This is a genomic window from Bythopirellula polymerisocia, from assembly GCF_007860015.1.
GTDB classification, from domain to species: Bacteria; Planctomycetota; Planctomycetia; order Pirellulales; family Lacipirellulaceae; genus Bythopirellula; species Bythopirellula polymerisocia.
This window is the reverse complement of record NZ_SJPS01000006.1, coordinates 343745-355353: the sequence shown is the minus strand read 5'-3', so window position 1 is coordinate 355353 and position 11609 is coordinate 343745. Positions and strand designations below refer to the sequence as shown.

Annotated in this window: 9 protein-coding genes; 5 read left to right on the top strand and 4 right to left on the bottom strand. The window is 51.7% G+C overall.

From position 1 onward, the window contains the following. Nucleotides 1-779 precede the first annotated feature (779 nt). The 5 genes from rny to Pla144_RS19045 all read left to right on the top strand — a co-directional run bounded on the left by rny (nt 780) and on the right by Pla144_RS19045 (nt 5717). A complete protein-coding gene (gene rny, locus Pla144_RS19065) occupies nt 780-2384 on the top strand; it encodes a ribonuclease Y (RefSeq protein WP_231936443.1) in 1605 nt (534 codons plus the stop codon). Between the two features lie 54 nt (nt 2385-2438). After that, nucleotides 2439-3257 (top strand): TIGR00282 family metallophosphoesterase, encoded by an 819-nt coding sequence (locus Pla144_RS19060; protein ID WP_146452293.1) that lies wholly within the window; start codon nt 2439-2441, stop codon nt 3255-3257. A 100-nt stretch (nt 3258-3357) separates the two neighbouring features. Continuing rightward, on the top strand, nt 3358-3795 hold the full coding sequence (locus tag Pla144_RS19055; protein ID WP_146452292.1) for a DUF2752 domain-containing protein: 438 nt from the start codon (nt 3358-3360) through the stop codon (nt 3793-3795). Between the two features lie 161 nt (nt 3796-3956). Further along, on the top strand, nt 3957-4652 hold the full coding sequence (locus tag Pla144_RS19050; RefSeq protein ID WP_146452291.1) for a hypothetical protein: 696 nt from the start codon (nt 3957-3959) through the stop codon (nt 4650-4652). A 108-nt stretch (nt 4653-4760) separates the two neighbouring features. Continuing rightward, on the top strand, nt 4761-5717 hold the full coding sequence (locus Pla144_RS19045) for an alpha/beta hydrolase (protein ID WP_146452290.1): 957 nt from the start codon (nt 4761-4763) through the stop codon (nt 5715-5717). A gap of 27 nt (nt 5718-5744) precedes the next feature. Here Pla144_RS19045 and Pla144_RS19040 read toward each other — a convergent pair whose 3' ends face one another. The 4 genes from Pla144_RS19040 to tgt all read right to left on the bottom strand — a co-directional run bounded on the left by Pla144_RS19040 (nt 5745) and on the right by tgt (nt 11603). Continuing rightward, nucleotides 5745-6365, bottom strand: a complete 621-nt coding sequence (locus tag Pla144_RS19040; RefSeq protein ID WP_146452289.1) for a LysM peptidoglycan-binding domain-containing protein — start codon at nt 6363-6365, stop codon at nt 5745-5747. 176 nt (nt 6366-6541) lie between these two features. Beyond that, on the bottom strand, nt 6542-9763 hold the full coding sequence (secD, locus tag Pla144_RS19035) for a protein translocase subunit SecD (RefSeq protein ID WP_146452288.1): 3222 nt from the start codon (nt 9761-9763) through the stop codon (nt 6542-6544). Nucleotides 9764-9834: 71 nt separating this feature from the next. Further along, a complete protein-coding gene (gene yajC, locus Pla144_RS19030; protein WP_146452287.1) occupies nt 9835-10209 on the bottom strand; it encodes a preprotein translocase subunit YajC in 375 nt (124 codons plus the stop codon). A gap of 278 nt (nt 10210-10487) precedes the next feature. Then, on the bottom strand, nt 10488-11603 hold the full coding sequence (tgt, locus tag Pla144_RS19025) for a tRNA guanosine(34) transglycosylase Tgt (protein ID WP_146452286.1): 1116 nt from the start codon (nt 11601-11603) through the stop codon (nt 10488-10490). Nucleotides 11604-11609: the final 6 nt, after the last annotated feature.

The window sequence follows — 11609 nt, the reverse complement described above, 5'->3', positions numbered from 1 at the left end:
ACCTGCTTCCAGGCTTGCACTTGCTATCCGTTTTGGTAGGATGTGGCGCAATCTTCCTCCAGTTCCCAGTTGAGCAACAACTGCGGTATTGGCAGGTGAGATTATAGGCTAATGAATGATACGCGTGTTGGACCGGGCATGTCTGTAACGGCACTCGGCACCAGAGCGTTGTGTGTTTTGTGAAGTTTTTGAAGTGTGCTCAGAGATTCGTATCTCTGATGCACTCGATTGACTCGTGGTAATCCAATTCTAGGTTGACATGCTCGAGATTTATCAGATCTGTCTGATCTCACTCATGCTTGCAGCGGTAGGTGTCATTCTTTGGAATCGACTGTCGCAGGCAATGCGTCGAGTTATTCGTGCTATGTCTCTCGAGGACTGCTCGTCTGCTGCAGGTTCCTGGCTGGATAGCTGTGGATTGATTCATTCGCTATTCTCGTGGCGCCATGTTAACCGCCCTCCTCCCTTGGGAGTGCTGGTTGTTTGCCCCATGCCTGTGGACACCTATCCCGACTGTGTGGTCATTGCGGAGGAAGTGCCTATAAGCTTCCCTCTGAGGGTTTCAAAATCGAGTCGTGGTCGAGTACTTACGAGTTGAGCGACTATTCGTCTCTCTAAATCCTTCAAAAATCTTCCCGGCATGCAAACAAACTGCGTCGGCCTTTGGGCTGGGTGGTTTTTAGCTCTCTTGCCGTGAACCTTTACAGGCCCTGATGATTCAGGTGCTCCGATCCACCGTTTTTTGAACATCTCTAGGGTGGTATTGGAAAAGGCGTTCGATGACCTCAAACCTGATAAGTGATCTGTCTTTAGTCGGTACAGTACTCGCAGCCCTCACGGATGGCATGCAGTTGCTGGCTATTCTAGTGGCCGCCTTGATGGGCATGGGCCTCGTTAAGGTCTTTGATTATCTCCGTAAAAGAGATGCTGACAAAGAGGCGGCTCAAATTGTGGAGCGCGCCGAACTTGAGGCGAAATCTCTTCGCAAAGAAGCAGCCATCGAAGCAAAGGAATTGGCACTCCAAGAGAAGGATCGACTGGAGCGGGAAAATAACGACATTCGCAATGCACTCCATGAACGAGAAAGGCATCTCGACAAGCAGGAAGACGCTCATACTCAACGGAGCGAACAACTCTTGAAGCAAGAAAAGATGGTTGAGAACAATCAACGTCGCCTCGCTGAAAAGCTTGAGGACGCGAATCGGCGACAAAAGGAGTTAGACGATCTGCTGAATCTCGAACGGCAGACAATGCACCAGCTCAGTGGCCTCAGCCCTCAAGAAGCTGAGGAACGTCTTCTCAAACGACTCGAACAAGAGTTAGTACGAGAACAAGGGGCCCTGATTCTTCGTCACGAAAAACAACTGGCGGAAACTTGTGACAAGAAGGCCAAAGAACTCTTGATAACGTCCGTGCAACGCTTTGCTGCCGCCCATACGGCTGAAGCTACTACCAGCACAGTTGATATACCCAACGACGAAATGAAGGGGCGCATTATTGGTCGTGAGGGACGCAACATCCGTTCGCTGGAAAAAGCCACCGGCGTAGACGTAATTATCGACGATACCCCTGGCGTTGTGATCGTTAGTGCCTTCGATCCGGTGCGGAGAGAAATCGCCCGCATCTCTCTTAACAAACTCATTGCAGACGGACGCATCCACCCGACCCGCATCGAGGAATTAGTCGCCGAAACCGAAAAGGAAATCGAAGGCGAAATTCGTCGCCATGGGGAAGAGGCAATGCAGGAGGCCCAAGTCTTTGGTCTCCATAACCGAGTTATCGAATTATTAGGCCGCCTCAAATATCGAACTAGCTACAGCCAAAACGTCCTCCGGCATTCGATAGAAGTGGCTTTCATCACTGGCATGCTGGCGGAAGAAATGGGTATGGATGGCGAATTGGCCCGACGCGCTGGTTTGCTCCACGATATTGGTAAAGCCGCCGACCACGATCTCGAAGGGGGACACCCCAAAATCGGTGCTGATCTCTTGAAACGCTACGGCGAAGTCCCCGAAGTAGTACACGCCGCATTGGGCCATCACGACGATATTCGTCCCGACATGCCCTACACAGTCCTGTGTGCCGCGGCTGATGCGTGCAGTGCATCCCGACCGGGTGCCCGGCGGGAAACCTTGGACAGGTACATCAAGCGGATGCAGGAGTTGGAGGCCATCGCGACAAGCTTCTCCGGTGTGCGACAGGCGTTCGCAATCCAGGCAGGGCGGGAGGTCCGTGTGATCGCTAGCTCGTCGGACACAACAGACGAATCTTCCGCCAAAATCTGTCGCGACATTGCTAAGGCCTTTGAAGAGCAACTCACGTATCCCGGCGAAATCAAGGTGACTCTCATCCGCGAAACCCGAGTCACCGAAATCGCCCATTAAAATGCCTCGAACTGAAGCTGTTTGTCTCTTTCTATCGAATCGGTTGATAATCACGTGCGACTTCTATTCATTGGCGATATCGTCGGCAGTCCTGGGCGCGAGATAGTCACACGCGGTGTAGCAGGTCTTGTCCTGCGACATCAACTCGATTTGGTGATTGCCAATGCAGAGAACTCTGCGGGGGGGTCGGGACTCACACCCCAAATCTATCGCAAGCTTGTCAAGGCAGGCGTTGACGCAATCACTTTGGGAGACCATGTCTACCGACGCAAGGAGATTTATTCGGTTCTCGACAGTTCTGAAAACATCGTGCGGCCCGCCAATTTGCCGGGCGAAGCCCGTGGTCGACGCTGGGCCATCGTGGAGGCACGCGACGGTACCCAAGTCGGGATTTGCTGCCTATTGGGACAACTCTTTATGAAACCCATTGATAATCCTTGGGTGGCAGCTGATCGTGTGCTTGCCGAACTCCCCACGGAAGTCAAAGTGCGGTTTGTCGATTTTCATGCCGAAGCCACTAGTGAAGCCCAGGTGATGGGGCGTTATCTGGACGGCCGCGTTTCGGCCGTGCTGGGAACCCACACGCATGTGCCCACTGCTGACGAATGTATCCTGCCCGAAGGGACGGCATTCCAATGTGATGTCGGTATGACAGGCCCGCACGACGGGATCCTGGGTCGCCGGGCCGATCGCGTGATGGAAACGATGCTGACAGCAAATCCTACTCAATTCGACGTGGCAACAGGCGATGTTCGGCTCAACGGAGCAATCGTCGATGTCAATCCAGAAACTGGATTGGCTACAGCAATAGAGCGACTATGTGTTCTCGAAAAAGAGTTAGCCGAATTGGAGTCGCTAGCAACGAATTCTTAGGTATTCTATGCGATAGCATTGCTTTGCCGGTCTCTGATTCTGCCTTGAAGAAACTGGGCGGCTCAGCTATCGTTCCACCGCGCATATTGGTTCACCGCTGATGAATTTCGCTATCGGGTCGTCAAAGTCGATGTCGGCAGTAGCTCGCATCGTGTTGGGAATTACAGGGTTGAGCGGACTTATCCTTTGTGCCACGGCGCGAAAATTAGAGCCCGACCCCCGAGGGTTTGGCACACACGAACAATTGGGACTTACACCTTGCAACTTTTATCAATGGACTGGACGAGTTTGCCCCAGCTGCGGAGCTACCACGGCTTGGGCCTATGTCATGCGAGGTAATTTGGCCGAAGCGATAACGGCCAACCTGGCAGGAACACTCTCCTGTCTGGCGATGGTGGTATTAGTGCCTTGGATGCTCCTGTCTGCTTGTCTCGGTCGATGGCTGGGATGGAGTCCAGGGGTTCGAGACGTGCTCATACTTGGCAGCGGCCTTTTGTTTATTGCACTACTGGATTGGCTACGACGGTGTTTGACATAGCTTCCATTGATCTTGTTTCATATAGAAATAGCTCTTAGCCTGAGGCAGACTTGCCTCCGGGCCAATAAGACTTACTGGCAGGATCGCGTGGCGGTCCGGCTAAGAACACATAAGCCTGCCTCTTTCGAGAGGTTGGCTCTCATCGGTATAAGGAAAGTAAGATGGATCGCCCTTTCCCTCAAAAGAGTTTATTGCCTAAAGGTTCGTCCAGTTGGGTTCGCTACTGGGGAGCCCCACTTATGGCCATGATGCTCGTCTCGACCACTGGCTGCATTCATTCGATTCTAGCTACGGGGATCTACCTCTGGCAGGGTGGCAATGTTGTCCCTGCCCAGTGCGACGCACTAGATGAACAGCGGGTGATTGTCGTATGTCGTCCTCCCGCGTCGAATGAGTACCGCCACGCAGGTGCCGCACGCAACATCGGGAAGCGAATAAGCAGTTTGCTTGGTGAACATGTGAAGGGCATCGACATGGTCAGTCCTCGGGAAGTCGATAATTGGGTCGATGAGCAAGACTGGGAAAACTTCAAGGACTTGGGTAATGCGGTGAAGGCTACTCGAATTGTCTATGTCGAACTCGACAATTTTGATCTCTATAAAGGAACGACACTCTATCAAGGCAACGCTGAAGTGCATGTCACGGTGTACGACATGGAAAACCGGGGCAAAGAAGTTTGGAGCCGCAACATCGGCCAAGTGCTCTTTCCCCGCAACAGCGGCATTCCATCGGCTGACAAACCGGTTCAGGAATTTGAGCGGCAGTTTGTGGAAGTGGTCTCCACGCAAACGGCCAGCCTGTTCTACAAGCATGACCCTAACGTAGACTTCGCCATGGATGCGATTGCCAACCGCTGAGCCTCGTGCCAGTTCGGCTAGTTCTCCCACTTTTTATAGTGTCATTTTGTTCCGCTTCGAGTTAGAATAGGGGAAATCGCTTCTTCTATTCTTGCAACGAGGGACGGCATGATTTCTCGCGGAAAACTGGTAGGCATCGGCTTATATTTGGTGGCTACTTTCGGATTGAGCGTCGCTATCAGCAACGCTCAAACAAGGGGCAGAAATGCGCGAGTACCTGAACCTGAAGATATTGTTCTCACGACCAAGGACAATGTGCGCTTAGGAGCCACGTACTATCGCAGTACCATGGGAAAAGAAGCTGTACCCATCGTATTGATCCACGACTACAAGGAAGGTCGTACGGTTTTCAATGCCCTTGCTCGTGCACTTCAAGCACCAAGCGATTCTCGACTCGACTCCCACGCGGTCCTCTCGGTTGATTTGCGTGGACATGGTACGAGTACCTCTGCGATCGATCAAACAGGCCAGACAATCACGATCGACCCCGCCCGATTCAAACCTGTCGATTTCGAGGATATGGTGCGATTCGATATGGAAGCCGTGAGGAAGTTTTTGGTTGAGAAAAACGACTCTCAAGAACTAAATATCAACAAGCTCTGTTTGATCGGCACTGGAATGGGTGCCAACGTAGCAACTATTTGGGCCGCGGTGGACTGGGCTGCGCCACCTCTGGCCCAACGCAAGCAGGGGCAGGATGTTAAAGCCCTGGTACTCGTTTCCCCGATTTGGCGCCAAAAGGGTCTACCACTGGTAAATGCCCTGAAACAACCCGATTTAGTGAAGGAAGTTTCAGTAATGATTATCTACGGCAGTGAAAACTCGCGGGCAAAACAAGACGCTGAGAATGTGTTTAACAACTTCGAACGTTACCATCCTGATCCTCCCATTGATCAGGTTCGCGAGCTCAAAGACTTGTTCGAGTACCCTTTACCCACAACGCTTCAAGGAAGCAAACTCTTAATCGATCCTAGGTTCAAGATGCTTGCAGCCATCGACAGTTTTCTAAAGGCACGCCTCTCGGATAAGAGCTATAAGTGGATTTCTCGCGGCGTGAATGAGTAAATACACCTCAGGACTCGAATCAGGGACTCAGTCTATCGGTCGTGAACTTTGTTGTGGAATACGCAGCTCTACTCCAATCGGTAGTAGATAAGGGTTACTTAGTTGATCGCGATTGAGGTCGAAAATCTCCAGACCTCTCCCCGGATCGTCCAAGTAGCGTTCGGCCAGTCCTTCTAGCGTGTCACCATTACGAACAACATGCAGAACCTCTTGAGGCCAATCTCCTGTAGAGCTGGGAGATTTCTCTCGGTCGACGACGCTGTAGGCTGGCCGGGCATCGCTGGGTGACAATGCATCAGATTGGGCTGTTTCGTTCACAGGAATAGAGGTCGGGGCAAATTGTAGCGCGGGATGATTTGCCAAATCAAAGCTCTCCAATCCTTGATTGGCATTCGAATGTTCGGACGATTCGATCGTGCTTGCCATGCGGGCAGCTACGTGTCCCGGTGCAATGGGGACGTCCTCTGGACGTGGGGTTGGCACTGCCGAATCGATCGCAATCGGGTCGCCATTAGTTGCACGGAGGGTGTCGTCAGGAATTTCCGCAGATGGATCTTGAGAATCCATTGTCTGGCGAAACGGCCAGGATAGGACAAGCCCGGCAGAGAGGATTGCACCAGCAGTCAGTAATTTGCGAGATCGCTTCACGGGTGTGCATTTGCCTGGATTTCAACGGAGTTGAATGGGAGAGACCCCCTTGTTCAGCTTCGGAATTCAGACTGATGCCAGTTGAGACGCAATCCTATCGCGCACGATGTAGGGACTCCCCTGATCCGACCTTTCCGATTTGGCAAGGATTGCGGGCGCGAAATTGGTCGCAGAGTTCAACTGGAGGAGGCTGCCGCCAAAGTCTCTTTGGGTACACGAGTTCCTGCTTTAGCACTACTTTCCGCTTCGTTGGGGCTCATCCAGAGAAGTATGGGGGCTGCAATGAAAACCGTGCTATACGTTCCTGCGACGATTCCCACCAATAATGAGAACGCAAAGCCATGGATTCCATCTCCACCCAGAATATAAAGCAAGATCACCGAAAGCAAAGTTGTGAGCGATGTCAAAATGGTACGAGAAAGCGTCTGGTTAATACTTAGATTGATCATGTCTCGGGTAAGATAAGGGCTTTTACCCTTCACTTCACGTATCCGATCAAAAATAACAATGGTGTCGTTGAGCGAATAGCCAATGATTGTAAGTAAAGCAGCAACAATCGTCAGACTAATCTGAAACTTCTCGATCATGAGAATCTCGGCAAGCCCCGGAACCAGCGAGACAATAGTTGCGCTCAGTGCGATCATGCCAATGGCGACTAGCACATCATGAACTACGGCTATTACGGCTGCAACGCCATAATAAATCTTCTGGAATCGAAACCAAATATAAGCGATAATACCAACTAAGCTGACGAAAATGGCAGCGAAAGCTTTAGTCCTCAGATCGCCGGCCACTCGGCCGCCAATTTTGTTCGCCAAGGGGAAGACGGGCTGACTGTTGGTTACCTTCTCTAATTCTGAGAAGACCGACTTCGCTTCTGCGACGGGTAGGGCCAGTTTGACAATCCAATTTGTAAAACGGCGGGCACTCCCTGGCTGGTAGTCAGGATTCTCCACCGCGAACGCAACCGAGCTATGGCCTGTCGCAGCGAGGGCATCTTGAATCAACTGGCTTGCAGTCTCTTGATTCACACCAGCGTCTTCGTCTCCCTCTCTACCAAAGGTGATCTCTGCACTAGTGCCATTATCAAATAGCCCACGACTAACGGACGTACCGAGATCGTTGGTGGCACTTTCTTCTTCCTTCGATTCATCGCTTGCCGTTGACCTGGCAGCCTGATTATCATCCGAATCGTCGTTTTGAAAATTCACCTGCATCACTTTCGATCGAGATGGATCGAGCGAAGACTTTGCATTATCGCCTAGTGATTTGATGTTGGAAGTAGTTACTTGATGTGTTTGCAATCGCTCTCCAAAAGTTTCCTTTAGAATGCCCAGTACTGCTTCGACATCCTGCTCGACAGAACTGATGGAATAACGCGTGTTGGTCGTACCAATTTCAACAAGCGATAGATTCTTGTCACTAAGGTCTGTTTTTTCGAGTAACTTTTTGACATCAGCAAACGGCATTTTAGCGTCATCCCTTAGAACCACCGTGACTGAACTGCCGCCAGTGAAATCGATATTCAATAAATCATTCCCTCGATTAACCACTGAGTACAATCCAAACGCAATCAGAACTAACGAGAGGACAATTGCAATTCCTCGCTTTCCCATAAAATCGAAATCCGTCTTGCCGATAAACTGGGCCATGCTCAGCTCTTTCAAGCGATTCGTGCGTTCGGCGATGTCAAATATTAATCGTGAGAGAAAGACAGCAGAATACATGCTCATTATGATTCCGATAATCAACGTGACACCAAACCCTTTCACGTTGTCCGGAGCGATTTTGTAGATGGCAACTGCGGTGATGAGATTTGTCAGATTAGCATCAACGATAGTTGACATGGCTTTGGCATATCCATTGCGGATTGCCATGCGGAGGGCAGCACCGCGCGAACGTTCTTCGCGAATCCGTTCGTAAATCAGCACGTTTGCATCCACGGACATACCGACCGTTAGCACCAAGCCAGCGAGGCCCGGCAATGTGAAAGCAGCATGCAATAAGACCATAACACCTAGGATAAGAAGCAGGTTGGCGCCCAGAGCCAAACAAGCGACAAAGCCTGCAAAGCGATAATAGAGCAGCATGAAGAGCATCACGATGATCAAAGAAGCCAGGATTGCCGTGCGACCCATGCGAACTGTCTCGACTCCAATAGTCGGGCTAATGATTTCTCGGCTGATGGGATCCTTGTTGAGCGAAGCCGGCAAACTACCCGAATTCAAAATGTCGACGACAAAATCAACTTCATCTTTATTCTTGATACCGGTGATACGGCCAGAGGAGGTGATCTTCGATTGGATCGCAGGTGCTGATAGCAAATTCCCATCTAGAATAATACCGAGATAGTATTTCTGACCCGAGGGGTTGGGAATGTGCTGGCCCGAGAGACGACCGAACCGAAACGCACCTTGTTCGTCGAAATTGAAGCGAACTTCTGGCTGGCCAGTCTCGTCGAAACCGGCGGCTGCCTTCTCTAGGTATTCGCCGGTCACGTCAAAGCCATCGTTCATTAGAACCAAGGCTTGGGGGAGTTTACCCGCCATCCGTTTCACAAAGCGTTCGTCAGCTTGATCGAACGGTCCCAATTTGTCCTCATCATAGAGCATCCATTCAGCGACCTTGCGGCCACCCATGCGGACCTCATTCTCCCCAGGGGGAAGAGCCTCAGCCAGTTCGATGATCTTCTTGTTTTCAGCGAATACCGGCGAAGCCGTGATGCGAAACTCCAAGGCACCGGCCGTATAGACTTTGCGTTCGATGTAGTCGAGCTCCGCAGGGCTAGCTTTAGGGATGATGATCTCGATCTGGTCGGGGCCATATTCGCGGATCGAAACTTCCTTCGTGCCACTCGGGTCAACTCTCTCTCCCAAGGCAGCGATAAGCTGTCGAACAAGTTGGCTACGAGAAGAAGAAGATTGTCCGTCTTGAGAATCCTCCCCGTCTTCAGTTACTCCAGCCGTATCTTGCAGCTCATAGATCAGCGTAATACCACCACTCAGATCGGGGCCGTATTTGATCTCTCCTTCATAAATCACCACAGCTGCCGCAAGCAAGGAACCGATGGCCAGCGAAAACTTCCACCCGTAATCTGGCATTCGCAATCGCTTAGCCAGATAACCACCAAGAAACATCGGAACGACAAACAAAGCGATCACAATTGCCAACAGCACAAATCCTGTAAGAGGTGATTGGGAATCAGGCTCTACGGGGGCAGCAGGTGGCACCGCCAAAGTTCCAGTCGTCGTCTCTGCTGTAGCAGACTGCTCAGCGGAAGAACCGTCTTGAGCTGATAAATGGGTAGCCGACAATCCGACCAATAAGGTCGCCGTCAGAAATGCAAGGCAGGGCCGGTGGTATTTTTTCACTTTGCTGTTAGTTTCAGCGATTGTCATCTTTGTTTTATCCGTATTTGCTATTTCAGATCAGGAGGGCGGGAAGTGGCAATTCGTTTGCCAAGCGTACTCTACGAGCCCTCAGACTTATTTTCATCGGTTACGACCCGAGCGATCGCTGAAAGACCGACTTTCAGCTTGGCACCAGTAGATTCGTCAACGCGGATGGTCACTTCTTCTCGATCACGTTGAACATTGGTAACGACCCCGTGGATACCGCCAATCGTGACCACACGATCCTTTTCTTTGAGATTGCTGACCAACTCCTGCATAGCCTTTTCTTTATTCTTTTGCGGACGCAAAATCAAAAAGTAAAAGAACACCATGATGGCGATCAGTCCAGGCAACATGCTCCCGAGACCAGGGGCCTCAGGCTGGGCATCTTGAGCCCATATCAGACCACTTACTGCCAACAAACCAGCATTCTCAATTTCGAAGAAGACCATGAAATCCAACGATTTGTCATCTGACTAAAAAAAACGGCACATTCCTTCGTGAGCTAAGGGTCAGCTACCAATCGAAATGCCGATTGGCCATGCCGCCCAATGCAAACGGGGACAACCCCTATGCCCATATCTGGCAGGGGCTTAGAGCCGGAGAACGAATTATCATAAATCGTAGTGCTATAAGGAACAAGGGCGTCCCAAGATTGCTCGTGGGCTAGGCTTCCAGCCTGTCATGATAGCCAGGATGGCTGCCCATGGGGGGAGACTCAAATGGAACCTTACGCCTCCCACCCGGCGAGTTTGGCCCGGCGAAACTCATCAAATGCATCCGACTCAATTGCAAGACGTGCTTCCGCCATGAGCCTTTGGTAGTAAGTAATGTTGTGAATTGAGGTGAGAATGGGTCCCAACATCTCTTTGGCTTGGAATAAGTGCCTGAGATAACCACGGCTATGTTGGCAAGCAGGGCAAGGGCAGTCAGCCTCCAACGGGCTAGAGTCCCTTTCATGCTGAGCGTTTCTTAGCCTGATTGTGCCTCGATCGGTGAACGCCAAGGCATTGCGCCCATTGCGGGTAGGCATCACACAGTCGAACATGTCGACACCACGAGCCATCGATTCCACCAAATCCTCTGGTCGGCCTACTCCCATCAAATAGCGAGGGCGATCGGCCGGCAGGGCTGGTATTGTCGCCTCAAGCGTGGCATACATCTCCGGAGGTGGCTCGCCCACGCTAAGCCCTCCGATAGCGTAGCCCTGGAAGTCCAATGCAACCAAGGCCTTAGCGCAATCCTGCCGTAATCGTGGATCGAGTCCCCCTTGGACGATTCCTAGCAGCATTTGATCATTACGCTGGGCAGCCTGACGACAGCGCTCGGCCCAACGAACACTCCTCCAAGTGGCGTCGGCTATTACCTCGCGCTTGTTAGGGAGCGCGACGACATGGTCAAAAGCCATCGCAAAATCGCTGCCCAGCAGTTCCTGAATGGCAATCGAACGCTCGGGAGTGATCTCGAGCGGCGAACCGTCGATGTGAGAGCGAAACGAGACGCCAGATTCAGTCACCTTGACACGGTCAGCTAGGCTGAAAACCTGGAATCCCCCGCTATCGGTTAGAATAGGCCCCGACCACCCCATGAATTCATGTAGTCCGCCGAGGGAGGCGACGACATCTGCCCCTGGTCTCAGGGCCAAATGATAGGTGTTGCCCAGTACAATTTGAGATCCGGTACTGCGCAACCTATCTACATCGACTCCCTTGACCGTCCCCAGGGTACCCACCGGCATGAAAGTCGGTAGCTCTACCGAACCCCTCGGAGTATGCAATCGTCCCCGCCGCGCATTGCTGCCGGTGTCGGTATGCATCAATTCGAAGCGGAACCCGGAGGAAGCCATCAATGC